Annotated in this window: 23 protein-coding genes, 1 rRNA gene and 1 pseudogene; 16 read left to right on the top strand and 9 right to left on the bottom strand. The window is 37.3% G+C overall.

All coding sequences use genetic code 11. The features are described 5' to 3' along the window. Window positions 1-24: 24 nt before the first annotated feature. Together upsA and upsB are read left to right on the top strand one after the other, a co-directional pair. Window positions 25-462 carry a pilin subunit UpsA gene (gene upsA / locus RQ359_RS11495; protein ID WP_054837688.1) on the top strand — a complete coding sequence of 146 codons (438 nt, stop codon included), beginning with the start codon at window positions 25-27 and terminating at the stop codon, window positions 460-462. After that, window positions 440-871, top strand: a complete 432-nt coding sequence (upsB, locus tag RQ359_RS11490) for a pilin subunit UpsB (protein WP_156016418.1) — start codon at window positions 440-442, stop codon at window positions 869-871. Before upsA ends, upsB begins: the two co-directional genes overlap by 23 nt. Here upsB and RQ359_RS11485 read toward each other — a convergent pair. Beyond that, on the bottom strand, window positions 866-1,150 hold the full coding sequence (locus RQ359_RS11485; RefSeq protein WP_054837687.1) for a hypothetical protein: 285 nt from the start codon (window positions 1,148-1,150) through the stop codon (window positions 866-868). The two genes, upsB and RQ359_RS11485, sit on opposite strands and share 6 nt — an antisense overlap. A 120-nt stretch (window positions 1,151-1,270) precedes the next feature. Here RQ359_RS11485 and RQ359_RS11480 point away from each other — a divergent pair, with 120 nt between their 5' ends. The 4 genes and pseudogenes from RQ359_RS11480 to RQ359_RS11465 all read left to right on the top strand — a co-directional run bounded on the left by RQ359_RS11480 (window position 1,271) and on the right by RQ359_RS11465 (window position 6,578). Then, a complete protein-coding gene (locus RQ359_RS11480) occupies window positions 1,271-1,960 on the top strand; it encodes an endonuclease III domain-containing protein (protein ID WP_156016419.1) in 690 nt (229 codons plus the stop codon). Beyond that, the gene (locus tag RQ359_RS11475) at window positions 1,932-2,522 is read left to right on the top strand and encodes a ParB N-terminal domain-containing protein (RefSeq protein ID WP_054837686.1); all 591 of its coding nucleotides are present in this window, start codon (window positions 1,932-1,934) and stop codon (window positions 2,520-2,522) included. Before RQ359_RS11480 ends, RQ359_RS11475 begins: the two co-directional genes overlap by 29 nt. Further along, window positions 2,513-3,907: a glycosyltransferase family 2 protein gene (locus RQ359_RS11470; protein ID WP_156016420.1), complete on the top strand. Its 1,395-nt coding sequence runs from the start codon at window positions 2,513-2,515 to the stop codon at window positions 3,905-3,907. The genes RQ359_RS11475 and RQ359_RS11470 overlap by 10 nt, the downstream gene beginning before the upstream one ends. A 44-nt stretch (window positions 3,908-3,951) precedes the next feature. After that, window positions 3,952-6,578: pseudogene (locus RQ359_RS11465) on the top strand (ATP-dependent helicase). Here RQ359_RS11465 and RQ359_RS11460 read toward each other — a convergent pair. The 3 genes from RQ359_RS11460 to RQ359_RS11450 are packed head-to-tail and all read right to left on the bottom strand — an operon-like array spanning window position 6,495 to window position 8,464. Continuing rightward, the gene (locus tag RQ359_RS11460) at window positions 6,495-6,839 is read right to left on the bottom strand and encodes a M67 family metallopeptidase (protein WP_054837683.1); all 345 of its coding nucleotides are present in this window, start codon (window positions 6,837-6,839) and stop codon (window positions 6,495-6,497) included. The pseudogene RQ359_RS11465 and the gene RQ359_RS11460 overlap by 84 nt on opposite strands. After that, window positions 6,827-7,729 (bottom strand): CBS domain-containing protein, encoded by a 903-nt coding sequence (locus RQ359_RS11455; protein WP_156016422.1) that lies wholly within the window; start codon window positions 7,727-7,729, stop codon window positions 6,827-6,829. Before RQ359_RS11455 ends, RQ359_RS11460 begins: the two co-directional genes overlap by 13 nt. Before the next feature lie 24 nt (window positions 7,730-7,753). Continuing rightward, complete coding sequence (locus RQ359_RS11450; RefSeq protein WP_156016423.1) at window positions 7,754-8,464, bottom strand: DUF2192 domain-containing protein; 711 nt, start codon at window positions 8,462-8,464, stop codon at window positions 7,754-7,756. Between the two features lie 59 nt (window positions 8,465-8,523). Between RQ359_RS11450 and RQ359_RS11445 the strand changes: the two genes are divergently transcribed. Continuing rightward, a complete protein-coding gene (locus tag RQ359_RS11445; protein ID WP_156016424.1) occupies window positions 8,524-8,913 on the top strand; it encodes a cupin domain-containing protein in 390 nt (129 codons plus the stop codon). On the opposite strand, the gene RQ359_RS11440 is transcribed toward RQ359_RS11445, so the two are convergent. Beyond that, complete coding sequence (locus tag RQ359_RS11440; RefSeq protein ID WP_338116965.1) at window positions 8,890-9,258, bottom strand: helix-turn-helix domain-containing protein; 369 nt, start codon at window positions 9,256-9,258, stop codon at window positions 8,890-8,892. The two genes, RQ359_RS11445 and RQ359_RS11440, sit on opposite strands and share 24 nt — an antisense overlap. Before the next feature lie 51 nt (window positions 9,259-9,309). Here RQ359_RS11440 and RQ359_RS11435 point away from each other — a divergent pair, with 51 nt between their 5' ends. Beyond that, the gene (locus tag RQ359_RS11435; protein WP_156016425.1) at window positions 9,310-10,188 is read left to right on the top strand and encodes an MDR/zinc-dependent alcohol dehydrogenase-like family protein; all 879 of its coding nucleotides are present in this window, start codon (window positions 9,310-9,312) and stop codon (window positions 10,186-10,188) included. On the opposite strand, the gene RQ359_RS11430 is transcribed toward RQ359_RS11435, so the two are convergent. Continuing rightward, window positions 10,163-11,380 (bottom strand): aminotransferase-like domain-containing protein, encoded by a 1,218-nt coding sequence (locus RQ359_RS11430; RefSeq protein WP_054837680.1) that lies wholly within the window; start codon window positions 11,378-11,380, stop codon window positions 10,163-10,165. The two genes, RQ359_RS11435 and RQ359_RS11430, sit on opposite strands and share 26 nt — an antisense overlap. Before the next feature lie 35 nt (window positions 11,381-11,415). Between RQ359_RS11430 and RQ359_RS11425 the strand changes: the two genes are divergently transcribed. Further along, entirely contained in the window at window positions 11,416-12,204 is a 789-nt protein-coding gene (locus RQ359_RS11425; protein ID WP_338116966.1) for a nicotinamide mononucleotide deamidase-related protein, read from the top strand. Here RQ359_RS11425 and pheT read toward each other — a convergent pair. The 3 genes from pheT to RQ359_RS11410 are packed head-to-tail and all read right to left on the bottom strand — an operon-like array spanning window position 12,198 to window position 15,896. Beyond that, window positions 12,198-13,817 (bottom strand): phenylalanine--tRNA ligase subunit beta, encoded by a 1,620-nt coding sequence (gene pheT / locus RQ359_RS11420; protein ID WP_156016426.1) that lies wholly within the window; start codon window positions 13,815-13,817, stop codon window positions 12,198-12,200. The genes RQ359_RS11425 and pheT overlap by 7 nt on opposite strands. Beyond that, the gene (gene pheS / locus RQ359_RS11415; protein WP_156016427.1) at window positions 13,811-15,211 is read right to left on the bottom strand and encodes a phenylalanine--tRNA ligase subunit alpha; all 1,401 of its coding nucleotides are present in this window, start codon (window positions 15,209-15,211) and stop codon (window positions 13,811-13,813) included. Before pheS ends, pheT begins: the two co-directional genes overlap by 7 nt. Window positions 15,212-15,215: 4 nt before the next feature. Then, complete coding sequence (locus tag RQ359_RS11410) at window positions 15,216-15,896, bottom strand: metal-dependent hydrolase (RefSeq protein WP_054837679.1); 681 nt, start codon at window positions 15,894-15,896, stop codon at window positions 15,216-15,218. A gap of 56 nt (window positions 15,897-15,952) precedes the next feature. Here RQ359_RS11410 and map point away from each other — a divergent pair, with 56 nt between their 5' ends. The 7 genes from map to RQ359_RS11375 all read left to right on the top strand — a co-directional run bounded on the left by map (window position 15,953) and on the right by RQ359_RS11375 (window position 21,990). Beyond that, a complete protein-coding gene (gene map, locus RQ359_RS11405; RefSeq protein WP_156016428.1) occupies window positions 15,953-16,861 on the top strand; it encodes a type II methionyl aminopeptidase in 909 nt (302 codons plus the stop codon). 44 nt (window positions 16,862-16,905) lie between these two features. Then, window positions 16,906-18,045, top strand: a complete 1,140-nt coding sequence (locus RQ359_RS11400; protein WP_156016429.1) for a DUF1512 domain-containing protein — start codon at window positions 16,906-16,908, stop codon at window positions 18,043-18,045. Then, complete coding sequence (locus RQ359_RS11395) at window positions 18,045-18,239, top strand: hypothetical protein (protein ID WP_054837678.1); 195 nt, start codon at window positions 18,045-18,047, stop codon at window positions 18,237-18,239. Before RQ359_RS11400 ends, RQ359_RS11395 begins: the two co-directional genes overlap by 1 nt. A 31-nt stretch (window positions 18,240-18,270) precedes the next feature. Then, window positions 18,271-18,390 (top strand): 5S ribosomal RNA (gene rrf, locus RQ359_RS11390). Window positions 18,391-18,420: 30 nt separating this feature from the next. Beyond that, on the top strand, window positions 18,421-19,596 hold the full coding sequence (locus tag RQ359_RS11385) for an HD domain-containing protein (protein ID WP_156016430.1): 1,176 nt from the start codon (window positions 18,421-18,423) through the stop codon (window positions 19,594-19,596). Next, on the top strand, window positions 19,593-20,291 hold the full coding sequence (locus RQ359_RS11380; protein ID WP_054837675.1) for a phosphoglycolate phosphatase: 699 nt from the start codon (window positions 19,593-19,595) through the stop codon (window positions 20,289-20,291). Before RQ359_RS11385 ends, RQ359_RS11380 begins: the two co-directional genes overlap by 4 nt. Continuing rightward, window positions 20,257-21,990, top strand: coding sequence for a glutamate--tRNA ligase (locus RQ359_RS11375; RefSeq protein WP_420856767.1), 1,734 nt, complete (start codon window positions 20,257-20,259; stop codon window positions 21,988-21,990). The genes RQ359_RS11380 and RQ359_RS11375 overlap by 35 nt, the downstream gene beginning before the upstream one ends. Window positions 21,991-22,013 lie beyond the last annotated feature (23 nt).

Raw genomic sequence — 22,013 nt, 5'->3', positions numbered from 1 at the left:
TTATGCCCTTTTTTCGGGTGAACCATGAAGTCAAGAAAGGCAATATCCTCCATGTTAGGTACAATAATGGTTATTTCAATAACACTAGTTCTAGGTGGGCTTCTCTATGCTTACTCCACTGGAATGTTCGGTAACCTAACCCATCAAGTTGACGTCTCCTCCAGTATAACGCTCATTGTGAATCCCACATCAGGTAACGGTTATTTAGATTACAGTTTTACAAACGATGGCAACATCCAAGTTACTCTTAGCAAGGTAATAATACAAGGAGGTTCGGCTTACAGCTCTTCTATTCCTTTATCTGGTGGAATAACGCTTAACCCAAGTCAATCGGTACAAGGCTCTATACCTCTAACTGGAACTTATGCTGCTGGAAGTTATTACACTGTGACTATTGAGGGTACTACATCTTCAGGACAACCTTTCAGCGAAACGGAAAATGTACCAGCTACGGTGGAGTAGGATGATCTTCAATACAAAGGGATTATCTTCAATTTTTTCAACCTTAATAGTGATAGCAATTACGCTATCACTAATACCTCCATTAATGATATATTACAATCAATTTCATAATTCATCTGTTAATCTATCTCAAAAAAATTATACACAAGATGAAGTAATTATACATACTAAATTAAATACTATATACCTAGGAAATGATCCTTACCATATCTTCATATACAACTATGGAAACTACCCTATCAATATTACCAAAATTTACTTAAATTCTAAATCATTTCCAGTTTCTCTAAGTATAGGACCAGATGGGATGATAAGACTATCTTCAGTCGTACCTGAAAATCAAACAGTCACTACTCTAGGAATTTGTGCTAATGGTTATCTCTTTGTTTTTTCATCTAACAGATCATGAGGATGCATTAAAGTCTGAATCCATCTGGTTGTCTTTATCTACTACAAGGTTTATCTTATACCCGTTTTCTAAACCCTCTAAGATATCCTCACCTTTATGCGTCAGTTTGTACACCTTGTGGGAACCTCTTGAATATATTGTCTCTATTAACCCAAGCCCCTCTAGAACATGAAAAACTGAAAGAACCTCGTATCTTGGTAAACCTGATCTAGCAACTACATCCCCAGGATTAACGTAACCATCCCGTATCGATTGTAATACTACCTTTATTTCGTACATCAATTTCGATCTTAGCGAGTTTTTCCTTTTAAGGCTTTTTGCAAAGTGTTGCTTTTTCAATTTACAATGGAGATTATATGAAACGCAAAACATAAAGTGGAATTGATGTTTTTCTGCCTTATGGATAATTGTTCTGGTGCTGAGATATTTAACAAGTTGAACTCTTATTATTCTGATATCAAACCTCAAGAGTTCGTAGCATATGATGTTTGGTTAAAGACTCATGACCCTTTCAAGGTTTTAGTGGCCACAATATTATCTCAAAATACCACAGATAGGTCCACATATAAGTCATATGTCACTTTAGAGAAAAGGGTAGGCATCAGTGCAGAGAGCCTATCTATAGCAGACTCTCAGGTAGTATCAGAATGTATAAGGTTTTCAGGACTAAATAAATCTAAAGCAAGTCGTTTAATAGAAATTTCTAGAATACTTATTTCCACGTACAATGGTAATCTCTGGTGTGTCTTAAATAAACCCTTAGATGAGGCAAAGAAAATTCTCATGTCGTTACCTGGAGTAGGTTGTAAAACTGCCGACGTAGTACTTTTGACTTGTAGAAATTATCTTACCTTTCCTGTTGATACACATATTAGAAGAATAGCAGCTAGGTTAGGAGTATCGAAAGAGAAAGATCCATATGAGGAAGTCTCATCAAAGTTAAAGCTTTTCTTTAAAGATTGTGACTTTCTAAGGGCTCATCACCTTCTAATAACTCACGGAAGAAGGACATGTAAGTCAAATAAACCTTTATGTTCTATGTGTCCTATTAATTATTGCTGTGAATTTTACAAGAGAAGGGGTAACTAGGATTGAGGCAGACAAGTTACTTAGACATGAGGATATAAACTATCAAAATTTTGAAAGATCTCTTCAGGAAATATTAAAATCTAAAAAGGTTTCTCCTATTATTGTTGATTCTAAAACACTTTTAGTAATCGATGGGCACCATAGGCTAGCTGCACTTAGGTCCTTGGGTTACAGAAGGATACCCGTTATGTTAGTTGATTATGATAGTCCAACGGTTAAAGTATATGGCTGGAGAAGATATTTTTCTCCTGAGTTATTAGCTAAAACCATAATAAAAAATTTTCAATCTGAAGGGAAGTTCTGTGCTGAATATGAAAAAATAAGAATTTGCGAAGATAATCTCTATTCACTTTATTGGAAACTGGATTCTCTGGAAAACTATCTAAGTAGCATAGGCTTCTGCGTCCAGAAAAATCAAGAACATGGACTTAAGCCTCCTATATTAACTAAAGAGTATGTTTTAGAGATAGCCAAGAAAGGACTACTTTTTCCTCCTAAGAGCACGAGGCACACATATGACTTTATTATTCCCAAATATTTAATCTCTGTTGAATGCCTTTAATAGATTTCGTAATACAGATCTTCATTTTATTGATACCATCATTGATACTTCTAAATCAAATATTCTTGTATTATATGTATAAGAAAGCTGAGAAAATATTATCAAGTAATGTAAATATAAAGGAATTTCCGTTTCTCTCTATCATAGTTCCAACTAAAGGGGAGAATATCTCGACTATAATTGGACTGTTGGATAATGTAATGGAATTTAAATGGGACTTAAGAAGAATAGAAGTTATTATCGTATCCGATGATGACAAAGAATTTGTAAGGCAACTAGAGAACTCGTTATCAACTAAAGAGCTTCCCTTCTCAGTGAAAGTGTTCTTGAGGGAAAAAAAGCTAGGCTTTAAGAGCGGCGCCCTTTCATATGGTTTAGAGAGGTCAAAGGGAGATCTTATTATTACATTAGACGTAGACTCCAGGTTGAATCCTGACTCTATATATAGAGCATACTCTAGAATGCTTACACTTGGTTGCGACGCTGTATCGTTAAAGTGGATGGGATATTCTCAGGACTCTCTTTCGTCATTAGTTAAGGGCCTTCTAGTATCAACCAATTTAGGTAGCATGGTAATGCTTCTAGGTAGACATGCCGCAGGATTTAACGTATTTCCAGTAGGTTCTGGAACTCTCTATAAAAGGGGATGTTTGAATAAGGTAGGAGGGTGGGATTATAATATGATTCAGGACGATTTGGAAATAGGAACTAGACTGACTAGCATGGGTTACAAGATATGTGCCAGTGACTCTCCAATATTTGTGGAAGTTCCTAACAATTTTGTTTCTTTTTACGTTCAACAAACAAGATGGGCTATGGGAACTACTGAGGTTCTTAAGAACAGATTTACTTACATCATTCATTCTAATCTAAAGTTTCATAAGAAAATAGAAATGATGTTGTATCTTTTGCAATATTTCCCTATAGGGCTTACGTTCTTAGCTTCAATATTACTTCCATTTATTCCATTTTTACATTTGCCAGACCCTCTTTTTTCTCCCTTATTTATACTTTGGCTCGTTTCTATATCACTTTATGCAATAATTTACGTTAGATCTGCTAGGGAGCTTAATATTTCTATTTTCGATTCACTTAGATCTTTAGGTAAGATTTCAGCTTACACAGTAGCCATATCCCCCTTTATTCTTTTCAGTTTAATTAAGGGTTTTTTAGGAAAGAGAACCTACGTTGTTACTCCTAAGGGGAAGAAAATGAGCGTTAGCAGAAAATATTACCTAATAGTATCTTTAGTTATGTTGATAGGTATTCTGTTCCTTTTAGGCGGTCTCTTCTTAATTTTATCTCACTACTATTTAGTTGGTCTTTGGCTTCTCTATTACTCTTCAGGGTATATATTTACTAGTTTCTCTTATATGAAAGAATAATAGAATATCAACTTATAACTTCCCCAAGTTAAGGGATTCTTTAAATGACTGTCAACTACGCGAAGTTTGAGGACGATGAAACTGTCTTTTCGATTTTAAGGCCTTATGTAGCTTCATGGTTTAAGGAGAAATATGGTTCCTTTACCCCTCCTCAGAAGGCATCCATACCGCTTATAAAGAAAGGTATGAATGTTTTGGTTTCAAGCCCAACCGGTAGTGGAAAGACATTGTCAGCATTTCTAGGCATCTTGGACACTTTATTTGAGTTGGGAGAGGAGGGCAAACTTGAGGATAAGGTTTATGCAATTTACATCTCTCCCCTAAGGGCCCTTAATAACGATATGAAGGCCAACTTACTATCACCTCTAAACGAACTTAAGGAAAAAGTTCCTAGGTTACCTCAGCTTAGAATAGGGGTTAGAACAAGTGATACATCATCTTACGAGAAGCAGAAGATGGTCAAACTTCCTCCTCATATTCTAATTACTACTCCAGAATCTTTTGCAATATCTATGGTTTCTCCAAAGTTTAGTCAAAATCTTCAAGATGTTAGATGGATTATAGTAGACGAAATTCATGAAATAGCTGGAAGTAAGAGGGGCTCATATTTATCTTCAATGTTAGAGATATTTCAGAATCTTATTGCTAAGAACAAAGTGACAAGAATAGGCCTAAGCGCAACAGTGTCGCCTTTAGAGGATATAGCTAAATTCCTTGTAGGTAAGAACAACGATTGCCAAATAATCGACGCTAGATTTGTGAAACCAGTAGATCTCAAGGTTATATCACCTGTCAGGGATTTGGTTCATGAATCTGAAAGTAAAATTGAAGAAGGAATATATAATTCAATAATTGAAGAGGTTCAAAAACATAGAACAACTCTGATATTTACTAATACTAGGCACGCAGCGGAAAACGTCTCGTATAAGTTAAGGAAAATAGCTAAACTGAAGGGGATACTTTCAGAGGACGCCATCGAGGCTCATCACAGCTCCTTGAGTAAAGACGTAAGGTTAGAAGTGGAAGAGAAGTTGAAGAGAGGTGAACTTAAGGTAGTTATCTCTTCTACTAGTCTGGAGTTAGGAATAGATATAGGTTATATTGACGTAGTTATTCTTTTAAGTAGCCCAAAGAGTGTTAGCAGGTTATTACAACGTATAGGTAGGGCAGGTCACCATATAAGGTCAATTAGCAAGGGAAGGATGATCGTTGTGGATAGGGACGACTTGGTTGAGTGTAGCGTTTTAGCCGAGCTAGCTAGGGAAAAGAAGATTGATGCCGTTCACATTCCCAGAAATCCTTTGGACGTTCTCTCTCAAGCTATAATTGCAGCTACAATAGTATCAAAAGGAATTCACAAGAATAAGTTATACGAAATATTAAGCAATTCATATTCCTATTCAACCTTATCTGAACAAGATTATGAACTTGTTCTAAATTACCTTTTAGGGGAATATGGACTCGAACAAAGGAACGTCTACTCTAAGATTTCCTTAGATAAGGAAGGTAACATTAAACCGAAGGGGAGCATGAGAATGATTTTCTATATGAATAGCGGGACAATTCCAGACGAGGCAGTAGTTCCAGTAATGACTGAGAACAGTAGATATGTAGGAAATCTTGAGGAGGAATTTGTAGAAATGTTAACTCCTGGTGACGTCTTCGTCTTAGGAGGTAGAACTTATCAATTTTTATCTAGCAAAGGTCTATCAGTTATAGTGAGACCGGCGGAAGGTCAAAGACCCACTGTTCCTAGTTGGTTCTCGGAAATGTTGCCTTTAGCTTACGAGTCAGCAGTGGAAATAGGAAAGTTCAGAAGGACAGTCAAGGAAATGATAGAATCGGGTATTAGCAGGGAGGAAATTGTAGACTGGATAAGTAAGTCACTAAAATTAAATAAATATTCTTCAATTTCTCTTTACTATTATATCTTGGAAATGTTTTATTTCACAAATGGAATTATACCTTCGGATAAGTTGGTATTAATTGAAATCTTCGATGACGAGGAAGGTAGGCGCAATTTCATCTTTCACGCAATTTTTGGTAGAAGGGCTCTTGATGCTATATCTAGAGGAGTAGCTCAAATAGTAACAAAAGATCTAAAAGAGGACGTTAAGCTTTCGGTTCTGGATAACGGATTTATAATTACAATACCAAAAAAATTGACTATGATATATCTAGCGTCTTTCAAAAGTTAAAATTGGAAACTTTTTATGAGGAACTCAGTGACGTAATATTGAGGACTGAAATGATGCGTAGAAGGTTTAGACATTCTGCTGAGAGGTCGTTCATGTTACTGAGGCGATATAAAGGTCGTAAGACTAATCTTGAGAGGAGACAAATTAACTCCGAAGTTCTACTTGGGATAGTAAAAGAACTAGGCGGATTTCCAGTTCTAAAGGAGACTATAAGGGAAATCTTGGAAGATCATATGGATATAACAAGGGCAATGGAGGTTTTAGAAAAGATTCAAAACAACGAAATAGAGCTCAAAGTTATAGGACCTAATAGCATACCTAGTCCATTCTCTCATTCAATGTTATTGAAGGAACATTACGACGTAGTTCTTGCGGAAGATAAACGTCAATTACTCAAAAAGCTTCATGAGTCTGTTGTAGAGTTCTTGCGAGAGAAGGGTATTGATGTCAATCTCGACTACACCTCCGTCTAATCTGAATGCCCTTATGCACTTTTCCCCAATTATTATCCAAGGTACTCTCCATAATTCCATTCCTATTTTATCAGTGCTGCTAGGGTAACAGCATTTACTAAAAGGATGAGTATGAAATAAAGCTATGATCCTCTCCCTCCTGTGAAGTGCTTTGTATAGCTCTACTGGATCGCATTGAAATTCAAAAATTCCGCCTAAATTAGATATTTCTATGATGTCGTTATCTGAAACTATTCCACATTTTTCCTTTAAGGTACCCATAATCCTTCTAAACCTGCAATTGCTTTCAGTATATCGGTCCTAGTTACTATACCTACAGCCCTTCCATCGGAATCTAGAACTATTAGTCTACCAACGTTATATATTATCATTTTCTTTATAGCGTCTAGTACATCGTCTTCACTAGATATTGTTATTACTTGTCTCTTCATGTAGTCTGACACCTTGGCTTCGAAATTTCCTTCGAAGAAGGCTTTTATAATATCTGCAGTTGTTAGTATTCCTAGTATTTCTTCTTTTTCGCCTAGAACGGGCGCTCCTCTAATTCCTTCTTTGTATAGATTAATTGACGCTTCCTTTAGAGTAAAGTAAGGTCTCAGGACGACCAGTTTCTTAGAAATCAGATTCTTAACCTTTTCCTTGGGAATGCTTATCATTCTTTTAACGTCTATTATTATTTCCCTGCTTTCTTCGTCAGAATGCAGCACTATTCCTTCAATAACTAGTCTGCTGTATGGAGTAGGACCTAACCTTACTGGGTCTCCAACCTTAAGTTTCCTTAGATCCCCTTCAACGTCCAACAATACCTTATTTGCCATTGGATTTGTAATATCTAGAATTTCTATATGATTTATTTTTATATCAGTTTCCATCATACCTTTATACAGACTTAACTTATCCAACATTGGTGTGATTACCGGGTTTTTAATAACCTCGTAAGCCTTCAGAGTTGGCATATATCCTCCATTTGGACCGGGCTTTGAATCTATGAGTCCCAGAACCTTTAGACTCAGGATGATGTTTCTTACGGTACCTTCGTCCTTGTTTATAACGTCTGCTACTTCTTTGCTTTTTATCATCTTTTTCTTTTTCGTGTATAAATCCACTAGAGCTAGTAGTATTTCCCTCTGGGTTGGCGATAGGTTTTGCATCGTTAATTATAATTTGTTAGTTTCTTAAAAATTTCTTTGTGGCACCTTAACTCCTAATACTCTGTTGATAACTTTATCTTTGACGTCAAACACGTTAGATGATATCAGAGCAACGTAATCTTCTCTGGGTAAAGGATAATCTATCCCTATTTTTATTGAAATTGCCTTCTTACTGGCAATAAATGTGTACTTATCTCTTATTGTTCCTTCAGCTATGCCCTCAGCAAGCCTAAAAGCAGTATAAAACCTGGAAAAGCTCTTAGCAGTATGTTTTATTTCGTCAGTATCTGAATTAAAAAGTGTTCTAAGGTCATTCAGTAAGATATCCTCCTCAGCTAAGGAGAAGACCACCATGGTGAAAAGGAGCCTGAGAGATCTAGCAAGGGAATCCTTGCTCCTTTCTGCCGCCTCGAAAGCTTCTTTAGGATTACCATGCCTTATAATAGTTTCTATCTTTTCGTAATTTTCCTCTACGTAAAAAACTCTAGAAAACAGAGATTCCGCTTCCTCATCAAGGCCTAGGCCATATTTGCCTATTACATATAGGCTAGATAACTCCTTCTCATAAACGTCGTTTGCATTAAAGCCTCTAAATGGTAAAATACCTTCTTTTTTATATTTTTCCTCTAAAAGGATTTTTGCTTTTTCTCTATTATAAGAATCTGGTTTCTGCATTATTATACTCCATATATCTGTTAGTGCTTTGACCTTGGGCTTGTAAATGTCCTTCACCATGACAATCTCTCATCTATATGCTGATTCACTTAAAAAGGATTTGAGTTAAGACAAATGTCATGAGTACTTTAGAAGAAAATCTAAAACCTAGTATTGTACTATTGTCTGCATCTGATCTGGAGTTAGAATTAAAGGAGTTAAAAGAAGAGATAAAGAGCCTAAGGGACAACAACGACATAGATCACTCCAGACTCAACGAAAAGATAGACAACATAGCTAAGAGCATCACGTGGCTGAACATTGCCAGATCTCAGGGAATGTGGAAGTCCAGGACGTGCAGACATATGGAAAATGATGCATGCTCCGCATGGAACGTAAACGAGCCTGAGAAACTTGGCATCCCAGCTGAAGCAGTAACATTAGAACAAACCGGCATAAAGAGGATTTCGGTTTTAAAGTTCCCAGAGCTATGTATAGCGTGTCCATTATACGAAGCTAAAAGATCTTAACAAGTTATGGTTTTCTATTTGACTTAAAATTTCTTTTAACTTTTTGAGTTCTTCATTGTCGGCTATCTCCTCTATGTCGACGTTCTGAACCAGAGTCAGAAGGCTTTCAACCATGTCATTTATAATTATCCTGTTTATTCTTTTCCTTTCATCCTCTTGAGATATTTCATAAATTTTCGACATTACCTCGTCGCTAGGATGAGTTACCTTGTTAATATACTTTGTTATGAGTGCTGGGGAAACCCCGAGCTCTGTAGCTAATTCCTTTTTCCCCCGTCTTTCAAGAAGAATGGAGAGAATGTCATACCTCGCACCCTTGCTTAGGTTGTGAAAAACCCTTTCCACAACTTCTTTTTAAAGTGAAAAATTTAAAAATAAAGGGTCTTAAGATTCAGGATGAAGGCGGTAGTTTTCGATCAAGGTATTATTGCAAAGGATCTTCCGCCCAAAGAAATTAACAAGGATTTTGTTGCTCTACACCCTTGCTCTGTTCTCTTGAACGGTATTGAAAACGCAGTTTACTTAGGAATTATATGGATAAAACCTTCTACTATCATAGGTAGTATTGGCATAGGTAAAGTAAAAGACACGGGTTTAGAGGTGGATCCTAGCTTAAGGGGTAGGAGGATCCTCGTTACTCCATATTCCGCTTATGGAGGTATAGGAACGGAATTGAACGGACTTCTATCGGAGGAGGCTAATGTGCCTTACGATTCAATTGAAGTAATTCCAGGAGATGTTCAAGAAGAGGCTCTATTGTTGCCATTTGTTAGCTTCGCTAGAAAGGTAAAAGAAAGAATAAATGGAGGAACCTTACTGATGCTTGGAGGGGGGTTAGTATCTCTAATTACATCCGCTATTTTAAAGGATTATGTAAGTGAAATTGGAGTATTTACTGAGGGGAACGTCTTACCTTTTAAGCAGTTTGGTGTGGAGATAATTAGCAACCTTGATAAAAAGTGGGATAATATTATTATTTCAACTACTAGATCATGGGCACGCTTGGTTGCACCTAGACTTTTAAGAAGCACAGGAAAAATTTTCATGCCAAAGATAATGAATAGCTGGCCGTTGATTTTAAGTCGAGATATAGAAATTGTTCCCATTAACGAGATCAATGATGAAGATTACCTAATTTTAAAGAAAATAGGAAGAAAAATATTAGAAGAAAATATTCCATTTTCAGGCGACATAATATCTTCTATACCTTCTAGCACTATTGGTACGATAATTAAGGTAGAGGAGGCGTTTAAGAATTTGAGAATTCTTCCTTGATTACCTTAGATAGTATTTCTACACCTTTTTTCAATTCTTCCTTTGAGGGATAGCTGAAGTTTAATCTCATGGTATTCTTTCCGCTATAGTCATGATAGAAGCTGGCGCCAGGCACATATGCTACACCCCTATTCATTGCCTTCTCGAGCATCTTCGTTGCATTTATCTTTTCTGGCAACCAGGAGAACACAAACATCCCGCCCACGGGATGGCTCCACTTAGCCTCCTTAGGGAAGTTCTCCTCAATAGCACTTAGCATTACATCTCTTTTTTCTATGTATGTAGATTTTACTTTAGGTAAATTGTTCATTATCACGCCTCTCTTTATTGCTTCCCTAGCGATATATTGTGGGAGGGTAGGTGTGTGGAGGTCTACGTTTTGCTTGTATATTTCCAGCTCCTTTATAACATCGTTTTCAGCTACCACCCAACCTAGCCTTAGTCCAGGAGAGAGTATTTTGCTAAAAGTGCTAGTATATATAACTCTACCTTCCTTGTCTAAAGCTCTAAGGGGTGCAGGAGAATCTCCCTCAAACACTAGGAAACCATATGCATCATCTTCCATTATTATAAAATCATACTCAGAAGCTAAATCTAACAGTCTCTTTCTGTCATCAAAGTTCATTGTAGTACCTGCAGGGTTCTGAGCTGTTGGTATGACGTAAAACATTTTTAGTTTTTTATTTTCTCTTTTTAACTCCTTAAGTTTGGCTTCAAGTTGATCTAAGTTAGTTCCTTTCTGTGGATCTACATCTATTCCTATGAAGTTAGGTTGCCTAGCCCTCAATATATTGAGAGCAGCTAAATAAGATGGATTTTCTACTGCTATATAGTCTCCCTTGTCTATGAAAATGTTAAATATCATGAACAATGCTTCTTGGCTACCTACTGTCACGAAAATGTTATCCTCATTTATAGAGGAAATTCCTCTCATCTTAGAAAGGTTTACTAGTTCCTTTTTGAAGCTCATAACTCCAGAAGTAGTGGAATATTGTAGAGCTTGAGCTGACTCATCCCTTATTATATCATCGGTGATCTTTCTTATATCCTCTGAAGGAAAGGTGGACGGATCTGGAAGACCTCCTGCTAGGCTTATGACTTTTTTACCCTCAGTTAACTTAAGTAAGTCCCTGATCTCAGAGCTTTTTAAGAGGGACGTTTCTATTCCTAGGAAAGATTGATAGTTAACCATTGAATATTTTAGTTAAAGTTTCAGTTTATAAATCCGTGGAAATGGCTATAGCTGAGATCATAACAATAGGAAATGAAGTAGTAATTGGAAGGACCATCAATACAAATGCGTCACATATAGCGTGGAGATTAACTTCAATTGGATTTATGGTAAAAAGGATAATAGCTATCAGAGACGATGAAGAGGACATCAAACAGACTATAGTCGATTCTATTAGAAAGAATCCGAACCTGATAGTTACCTCTGGGGGCTTAGGTCCAACTTACGATGATAAAACTTTAGAATCCATAGGGAACGCGCTGAATCTAGGCTTGGAAATTAACCAAGAAGCTCTGGCTATGATAAAAGAAAAGTACTCTAAGAAAGGTCTTCCACTCACTGAAGAAAGGGAAAAGATGGCATATTTACCTCACGGGGCAATGCCGGTCAGAAATGACGAGGGTATAGCTCCGGGTGTAACTTTTGAATATAAAGGTATTCAATTCCTTTGTACGCCTGGAGTACCGCGGGAGATGGAGAATGTTTTAGAGAATTTTATTTTAACTCACTTAAAGGTTAAGCCAAACGTTTTCTATTACGAGGAATCCTTTACTATTAAAGGCGTTGGGGAATCTTCATTAGCGTCAGTAATTAAGGAAATAGTAAAAAAATATAACCTTTATGTAAAATCTCATCCAAAAGGAAGAGAATTGTTAGATCCAGAATTGGAAATTCAAATTGCAGGAAGCTCGCCTTCAAGGGACAAAATAGTGGATTTAGTTAAGAGCTGTAGAAAGGAATTAGAAGAAAAAATTAAGGAAAAGTTTGGAGTTTCTCCTCAATAAACGTGGGGTAGAATTTTATTCAGAGATATTTCAGCTATAGCAACGGGGTATTTTATATCGAATTTCTTTAACAGCTCTGGCCTTATCTCTCCCAAGGAACCTATCTCCTCATTATTTCCTATTATCACCGATGCACTTCTTCCCTTAATGAAGTAAGGCGACTCCTTACTTGAATATTTAGGTTGGATTGAAAGATTGAGCAGAATCTGATGTAATGGTGACTGTATCTCTTCGTATCCAGCCTTAGAATCCATTAATGCAATGGTAAGCATTCTTTCGTTCTTATATCCAGTTTCATTGTCTTTGTTTCTAACTACAATATCTCCGCTTTCAAATATTTTTACAGGAAATCTAGAGTGCTGATTTTTAGATAAGAAGTCTAATATGACTGGTATTAGTGAATTTCTAACTGCATTGTATTCATCAGAAATAGGATTTTCTATAACTACATAATCTCCAATCAAGTTGTCCTTTTTGGTCAATACATATGTGAAAACTTCCTGGAATCCGGCACCTATACTCAACTCCTTAATAGTTCTTTCTATTAATGTGATATTATCATACGTTCCTAATTTATAGCTAACAAATCTTTGTGGCTCTATCTTGGAATATCCATACATCATTGCTATATCTTCCGCAATATCCTCGTCTCTAATGATGTCTACTCTGTAAGGAGGTATTATTATTGAGCTAGACTCAAGGAAATAATCTATTCTATCCTTAGCTAAAAGGTGCTGTATTTCTTTTTCATCTAATCTTAGACCTAATACTTTTTGTACCCTTAATTTATCGATTACTAACTCTTCCCTTTTCATGATGTCAATTCTGTCTCTAGAATGTATTTTAACTGAATAGATTTTACCTCCTCCCTCAGCCAAATTAGATATGAGTATATTTATCGTTTGAAGAACTGCATGTAAAGAGGTTCCAGTTACGTCTATGAAAAGATCTTTACTTTTTTGGGTTATCCTTGTATGCTCCGAATTAATTACAGGAGGAATACTCATTACGTTTCCATTTTCTTCCATTATAGCAGGCATAGTTCCCCTATCTTGGTCTATTGAAATGTTACCGTATTCCTTTCCTTGGTTAGTTGACTGTAATACTTCCTTAACCTCAAGTAGCCTTCTTTCACCTAATGGGACGAATTTGTAATCCAACGGAACTTCCTTGTAAACGATAGTTTTGCTAGTTATTTTACCTAAGTCGTGAATTCCTATAGCTACTTTCTTTCTCTTTCTCCCTATTGTGGCATGTAATTTCTCTTGTAACTGAATTATTTCCTTTAAATACTCTTCGTCTAGCTTTATTTCCTTAACTATGGCAGCTATAGCATATGGTCTTTTCCTAACCTCTTCTACTTTTAATTCATAGTCTGATTCAAAAACGGGATACTTAGGTTCCCCGACTGCTCTCTCCTTTAACCCATCAATTGCCCTCTTAAGTCCGTCAGATGAGAATAGGTCCGGTCTATCAGCGTTTACTTCTATTTCTATAGAATCTCCAGAAACTTTAGACTCAGACTTTAAGTTAAATAATAAATCTTCTAGCTCATCCTCTCTTAAATTTAATTTTTTTAATAATCTTTCTCTATTTAAATTTATAGTTACCATCTTAAGCTCACCTTTCTGTCCCTAAGATATTCTATGTCATATGAATAGAGCTTCCTCACATCGTCTGTTCCAGTGTAAAGCATAGCTAATCTTTCTATTCCTAAACCCCAAGCTCCCGCCCTTCCTTTCACTTTTACTGCTTCTAGAATTTCAGGCCTTAACATTCCAGCTCCGCTTAACTCAACCCACCCAAGTTTTCCTATTAAGCCGTATGCCTCTACACTGGGTTCCGTGAAGGGGAAGTAAGCTGGCTTAAATTTTACTTTCTCAATGCCTATCCTTGCAAAGATTTCCTTCAAGACCCCTAACAGATCCTTGAAGCTGAAGTCTTCCTCTATTATTAATCCATCTAGTTGATGAAATTCCAGTATATGTGTGGCATCTATCGCATCAGGCCTGAAAACCTTTCCTATAGTAAAGGATCTAAATGGTGGAGTAGGTCTACTAGCTAATGTCCTTGCAGTTGTAGCAGTTGTGTGACTCCTCAGCAATAGCCTTTTAGAGATATCTGGGTTCCATGTATATTTCCACCATTTTTCATGCATCTCCTTTACGTTGCTTATGAGATTACTATCCTTCACGTTACCATTTCCTTTTATAGAGAAACTATCGTGGATTTCCCTTGCAGGATGATCTTGTGGCTGAAATAGGAGGTCGAAGTTGTAAAATTCTATCTCTATGTAGTCAGTTACTATTTCCTTAAATCCAAGTCCTACCATTACGTCCTTCAGTTTGTCTAGAAATTCCTTGAAGAAGTGCTTTTTAGCTAAAGGGAAAAAGGGAGGAAAAGCCTCAACGTTGAAGGGGCGAAACTCCTTGTTCTTCCAGCTTTCGTTAACTAATATGTCATGCGTTAACGTCGTTATCATCTCTGTCTGGCTAGCTATTGGTTTCAATAACGTAACTTTGGCTATTACCTTCTTGCCCTTCTTTAGGAGCCCCCTCTTAACAAGAACGTCGATGAAAGGAGAATTCGGATTTGGGTTTCTGAGAGTTTCTAGCTCTGGAGAAACATAGTGTTCTACCTTAGGTTTTACAACTCCTCCTTTAACCTCAATCAGGTTTTTCTTCTTACCCCAAGTTATCGCTATTTTGAAGTCTTCTCCCATTTTATCCTTAACGTCGTTAATCTTGACCTCTTTTCCTTTCAATATCTCATTAATTAAAACTTCCTCAGGTAAACCTTTCGTTGCCCTTTCCTTTCCCTCCTCAGTGAGCTCAACTTCTTCCTCTTCGTTAACTTCGATGTCCACTATACCTTTAGACTTAAGCAATTCAAGCAGGCTAAGTACAGAACTGTAATCCATTCCTAAGTCTTTAGATATTTGATCTGAGGTCGCTTGTCCTCTACTCGAAAGGTAATCTACAATATTTCTTTCTTTTTCGCTTAACATGGTTTTACAGCTCCTTTTCTTGTCCAGGGTAGAGAATTAAAGGCTTAAACCCTCTCTCTTTCACGTATTTTTCGAAGTCAGATATATTTACCTTTATCAAGTCCCAAGTATTATAATGAATTGGTATTACAGCTTTCTTCGGTTTTATCATTGAAGCCGCTATTCCACATTGATATGGATCCATTGTAAACCTGCCCCCTGACGGTAACATTGCGTAGTCGGGAGAAAATAGTTCTCCTATAAGTTTCATATCTTCAAATAGCCCAGTATCTCCTGCGTGATATAATGTAGTGCTGCCCAACTTTATCACTATTCCGGTTGGATCCCCATGCTCGCTAGAATGTACAGCCTTAGTTAAGGCTACCTTCACCTGATCGACGTCGATATAACTACCTACGTTGGCAGGTATCATTCTTTCCCAAGGTATGTTATGTGTTTTATTGAGGAAATTTTCCAAATCCCATGTTGCTATCAATTTTGCCTTTTGGTTGATCTTCATAAGTTCTAAAGCGTCTCCTAAATGGTCGTAATGATCGTGGGTTATACCTATCAAGTCAATGTCTTTAAACTCTTCAATCGGAACTTTATTCATTGGGTTATCCTTAAGTAATGGATCTATGAGAATTTTATATCCATCAAATTTTATTTCAACTGCTGCATGACCTAACCATCTTATCGTTAGCATTTGTTATAAAATGAATCAAGACAAAGATTAAAGTTTAGGTAATCCAATTAAAGAGCATGAATGACGAGGAACTAAAGAAAGTCCTTGAGGCAGGAAAAATAGGGGCAAAAGCTAGAGATGAAGGTGCAAGGCTAATTAAAGAGGGAGCTAAAGTCTTAGATATTTGCGAGGCAGTAGAAAAAATAATAATGGAATCTGGTGCTTTTCCAGCTTTTCCATGTAATCTCTCAATAAATTCTGAGGCAGCACATTATAGTCCTCTAATAGAAGATGAGAAAACAATACCTGCAGATGCGGTAGTAAAGTTAGATATTGGAGCGCACATAGACGGTTATATTTCAGACACTGCAGTAACCGTAAGTTTAGGCAGTAGATACGAAAAACTTCTAGATGCATCTAAGGACGCATTAAAAGTAGCAATAATGAACTCTAGGGTAGGTAGTAGTATAGGAGATATAGGCAAAATGATAGAGAAGACAATCAAAATGAAGGGATATAAGCCAATCAGGAACTTGGGCGGTCACTTGATAAGACGCTATGAACTTCATGCTGGTGTATTCATACCCAACATTCATGAAAGGAACACAAGTTTCCTTCAAGAAGGTAATACATATGCTATAGAGCCATTTGCAACAGATGGAGCAGGCTTTGTGGTAGAAGGAAAGCAAGTCACGATATACTCAGTAAGAAATATAGACCAAAAAGGTTTAAGCGATATTGAAATTAAGTATCTAACTGAAATTTTTAAGAGATTCAATTATTTGCCATTTAATGAAAGATGGTTAAAGAATTTGGGAGATGCTAATGAGATTAGGTCAATTCTGAGTTCCTTAACCAAAAAGGGTAGACTCTACGGATACCCTGTTCTAATCGAAGCTAGAGGCGGCGTAGTTTCTCAGTTCGAACATACAATATACATAGGGAAGGATAAATCGATAGTAACCACTGATATTAATGATTCTTGAATAAAGTTTAATTTGTAGAACTGAGAGAAGAGTTAAGATACAACATGAGCATTTTAATAGCTTTAGCCTCCTCTAGCGGTATATCTTCGAATTCTTACACTTTCCTAGATACCCTATTGTTTGTAGGAATATTTCTATTTTACATGATACTCGCTCTTCCAGGTCCTGGTACAAAAATTAGCATGATGTTCCTTTCTAGAGGAATAGAGGCTCAACTAGCTCAAATTGAAAACTATCTAAAGGACTCCAAGAAAAAGATGCATGACGTACTCTCTTCTAAAGGAGTCCAGAAACCAGAGGAAGTTATAGATAGAATCTCGGAAATATTTACTATAGATCCAGTTTCAGTAGAACCCACAGATATCATAGGAAGGATGAGGTTGATGATGAGAACTACGGAAGACAAAATAAGGGATATAATGGAGTTAGCAGTTCCAAATATAGATCCAGTAACCAGGAGTAAATTGGAGGTTTCCGCGGAAGTAGTTAATTCGTTGAACATGATACACAAGGTAATTAGGCACTATCTCATTTCAGCAAAGAAGACAAATAGCGTTTTCATTCTCTATCAGTTGCAAATGGTCGTCCCTCAATTGGTGAAGATATCTGAGGCATATTCTAAGGCTATGAGCACATTTATGAAAGGCATACCGGTTGGGGATTCTTTGGGTCCTTTAGTTGCTGCTAACCTCCTAATGAATTCTCAAAATAAATGGAACCCAAGCAGGGATACCATTGCAGGAGAAGTGGAATTCGAGGGAAGGAAACTAATTGTAGTGAAAGCCGAAGGCCCTATGGCTACTGTGGGAAGACCGGGTGAGGCAGTGGCTAACGTAGTTGAAGAGTACAAAGGTAACATAAAGAGGATAATAACCGTAGATGCCGCATTGAAGTTAGAAGGCGAGGAAACAGGGAGTGTAGCGGAGGGAACCGGAGTTGCGATGGGAGACCCAGGTCCTGAGAAAATAGCTATAGAGAGAATAGCCGTAAAGTACGGTATTCCTATAGACGCGTTAATAGTTAAAATGGGAATGGAGGAAGCTATAACTGAAATGAGGAAATCCGTTTATGATGCGTCGTCGAGAATAATGCAAATGTTGAAGAGAATAATACAGGAAAGAACTCATCCAGGAGATATAGTAGTAGTAGTAGGAGTAGGAAACACTTCTGGGGTGGCTCAGTAATGTCATCTCAACAGCAAAAGGAGCAATTGACGGTAATAACTGAGATAAAGTGCCGAACATGTGATTATACTACCACACGTCCGTTTACTGAAGGGGATTTTGTACTTAAGGAAGTTGGTTCTTGCAGCAAGGACGGAGGGACGCTTTACATAGCCGGAATATATGCAGTATCGCCAGTTAAGGAAAATAAATAACTTTTTAAAGATAGGGTAGATTAGTAGTTTGTCACCCGGTCATAGTAGGCGGGAAAACACCCGGACTCATCTCGAACCCGGAAGTTAAGCCGCTTACGTTGGTAGGGCAGTGGATTCCGAGAGGATCCGCAGCCCTGCCAAACCGGGATGGCTTTATAGGAGTTATGTTCAAATTGCTTTAATGAAAAGGATTTTCGATGATCTACACGGTTATGTTTCACTTAACGACTTAGAAGTAATGATATTAGATCACCCTCTGTTACAGAGGTTAAGAAGGATAAAGCAAACGAGTTTAGCATTCATGGTGTATCCAGGGGCAGTAAATACCAGATTTAGCCATACATTAGGGACACTACATATAACCACGATTTTAGGAGGCATCTTAGAAGAAAAGGGTATATTAACGCATGAAGAAACAAGAAAGTTGAGAATTGCGTCACTGCTTCACGACGTAGGGCAGTTCCCTTTTTCACATTCAATTGGAGGATTTTTTATGTCAAAGAATTTTTCAAATTCAGACTTTGGAGATATGTTAATATCATCTACAGATCTAAAGGACATATTGAATAATGGTGGCTATCCTTATCGAGAAATAAAGGATATTCTCTGGGGAGAAAGTCCGCTTAGGCCTATTATAGATAGTGACGTTGATGTTGATAGAATGGACTATCTTTTAAGAGATTCTAAGTATAGCGGCGTACAACTAGGGAATATAGACCTACAAAGGTTAATGGATAGTGTTTCCTATGAACAAGGTAAGGTAGATATCTCAGAAAAGGGTCTTTATAGTGCAGAGAACTTCTTCATTGCCAGACTTCATATGTACCAAGCGGTATATTATCATAAGACAATTCTGGGTTATGAACTTCTTGCCAGGAAGATATATTCGGATATGATAGATGAATGTGACGTTCCAGGCTCACCTTCAGAACTTAGAGAAATTGTTGAGTCTGGAAACATCTTTATGTGGGATGATGAGTGGTTCCATTCCAGACTTTACGGCTGCTATTATACTACAAGTAATGATGTCCTAAAGCAGAAAATATGGAACTTAATAAATAGAAGAGGACCGAAAATGGTGTATGACGAACCTTTCTCTGCGGCGAATAAATATTCTCTGCATTCAGTTCTGGAAAAATTAGAATCATCAAACATACCCAGATCATCAATATATCCCATAGAAGAAAACATTTCAATTATAGACAAGACTAGAATTAACTTCGTGAAAGCTAACGGTGGTAAGGTAGCAGTTGACGACGTCGGATTTCTGCTTAAATCCGTTCCGTCTCGTCTCTCAATAAATCGTATATACGTTGACGCACCTTACTCTAGCAGAGCGAGGGAAGTTATACCTTGAACAATAACGTTGTCATTCTTCTTGATCTGGATGGAACGTTAACTCTGGATAGAAATACCTATTCTCTTGACCTAGAAGCAATTTCGGAAATAAGGAATATTCAAAAGTTAGGTGTAAGAGTATTTATAGTAACTGGAAATTCTTACCCTGTATCAAGGGGGCTGGCTACTTACTTAGGTTTGGATGGAGTTGTTGCAGAAAATGGTTGTGTGATTTACTTTGATGAGGAGGAATCTCTTTGTAAAGAAATAGACTCAAATTTAGTTTTAGAGTTTGAGAGAAAATTTAACCTAAAGGGAAGTTGGCAAAATCGGTACAGAAGGTATGACTTCGGTTTCTATCCTCCGGATTTAAAAGACGATATGATATCGTGGGCCAATTATCGAGGACTTTACTTGAAGACCAGTGGATACGCTCTTCATTTAAGTTACAATGATAAAGGTAAAGAAGTGGGCGTAAATAGGCTCTTAAGTTTGCTAGGAGTGGATAGGAAAAACGTAATTGCAATAGGAGACTCATTAACTGATATTGACATGATGAAGCTGGCAGCTATCAAGGTTGCAGTTTCCAACGCAGACGAAGAGTTAAAGGCAATTGCTAACGTTGTAACCAAAGGAAGTAGCGGAGAAGGTGTAAAAGAATATATTTCGAGTTTAGCCAATGCATTGCATGGATCAAATAAGAGAACTTGCTAGAAAATATGCACTAGCTAATGCTTTCGCTCATGGCGGGAAAGCCCAAGTTGGGTCGGTAATAAGCAAAATACTTGCTGAGATGCCTGACCTAAGAAGTAAAGCAAAGGAGATAATTCCTATAATAAATGAGGTAGTAACTCAGATAAATTCTATGACTTTTGATCAACAGAAACAAGAAATTGAAGCAAAATTTCCTCAACTTCTTGAGAGGAAAAAAGACGATGAGGCTAAGGAGAAGAAATTACCACCTTTACCTAACGTTAGTAAAAAGGTAGTGACAAGATTCGCTCCTAATCCAGACGGTCCTTTGCATTTAGGTAATTCAAGGGCAGCAATTATATCCTATGAATACGCTTCAATGTATAATGGTGACTTCATACTTAGGTTTGACGATACTGATCCTAAAGTCAAGAAACCACTGAAAGAAGCCTATAATTGGATAAAGGAAGATCTAAAGTGGTTAGGTATTTCATGGAAGGAAGAGTTTGCCGCTTCATCTAGGTTTGAAAGATACTATGAAGTGGCTGAGATCATGATTCAAAAGGGATACGCATACGTGGATACTTGTGATAAGGACACTTTTCTGAAATTTACCAGCAAAAAGAATGGCGAACCTCCATGCTTACATAGGAGTTCGGATCCAAATGAAAACCTGGGTTTATGGAGGAAGATGCTCAAAGGAGAATACGATGAAGGAAAGGCTGTACTTAGGATAAAGACAGACCTAGACGATCCAGATCCTTCTCAAAGGGACTGGGTTATGTTTAGAATTATCGACACCAAGAGATCCCCTCATCCACTTACTGGAGATAAATACAGAGTTTTCCCTACATATAATTTTGCCAATTCGGTAGACGATCATGATAAAGGAGTCACTCATGTATTTCGAGCAAAGGAGCATATGTCGAATTCGTTGAAGCAGAAGTGGGTCTTTGATTACATGGGATGGGAGTTCCCCACAGTTATGGAATTCGGCAGACTCAAGCTAGAGGGATTCATGATGAGCAAATCTAAGATAAAAGAAATACTTGAGAAAGGCGTGACCAGAGACGATCCTAGGTTATCCACGTTAGCTGGACTAAGGAGGAGAGGAATACTGCCTGAAACCGTCAGGGAGATCATAATAGAAGTTGGCCTTAAGGTCTCTGACGCTACGATAAGCTTTGAGAATATAGCTGCAATTAATAGGAAAAAGTTGGACAAAACTGCAAGGAGGTTAATGTACGTTCCAGAAAATAAGGCGAAGACAATGAAAATTACAGGAGATAATATGCCCCAATGCATTAAGGCTAGAATACCGTATAACTTCTCTAATCCATCGGATTACAGAGAAGTGGAGGTATGTAAGGGTGACATAATAATGGTTGATTCAGACGATGCAAAAGAAGGATCTTACCTTAGGTTGATGGAGTTATGTAACGTTAAAGTTCAAGGTAATGAACTAATCTTTGATAGCAAAACCCTTGAAGAAGGAAAGGTAAAGAAAGCTTCTATAGTCCAGTGGGTAAAGCAATCCGATAGTTATCCTGTTGTCTTAAAGAAATACAACGGCAATGATGAAACTATTGAGAAAGGTTACGGCGAATTGTCAGTATCTTCCCTTAAGGTAAACGATATAGTACAATTCTTCAGGTACGGTTTCGTAAGGGTAGACGAAGTAAGTAACGGATTAATCGTAGCTATCTATTCCCATGATTGAAAAACTTATATAGGGAAGAGGAT

The organism is Sulfuracidifex metallicus DSM 6482 = JCM 9184, from assembly GCA_032834875.1.
Taxonomy (GTDB): Archaea; Thermoproteota; Thermoprotei_A; order Sulfolobales; family Sulfolobaceae; genus Sulfuracidifex; species Sulfuracidifex metallicus.
The sequence above is the reverse complement of the archived record's forward strand: the minus strand, read 5'-3'. Positions and strand labels throughout refer to the sequence as shown.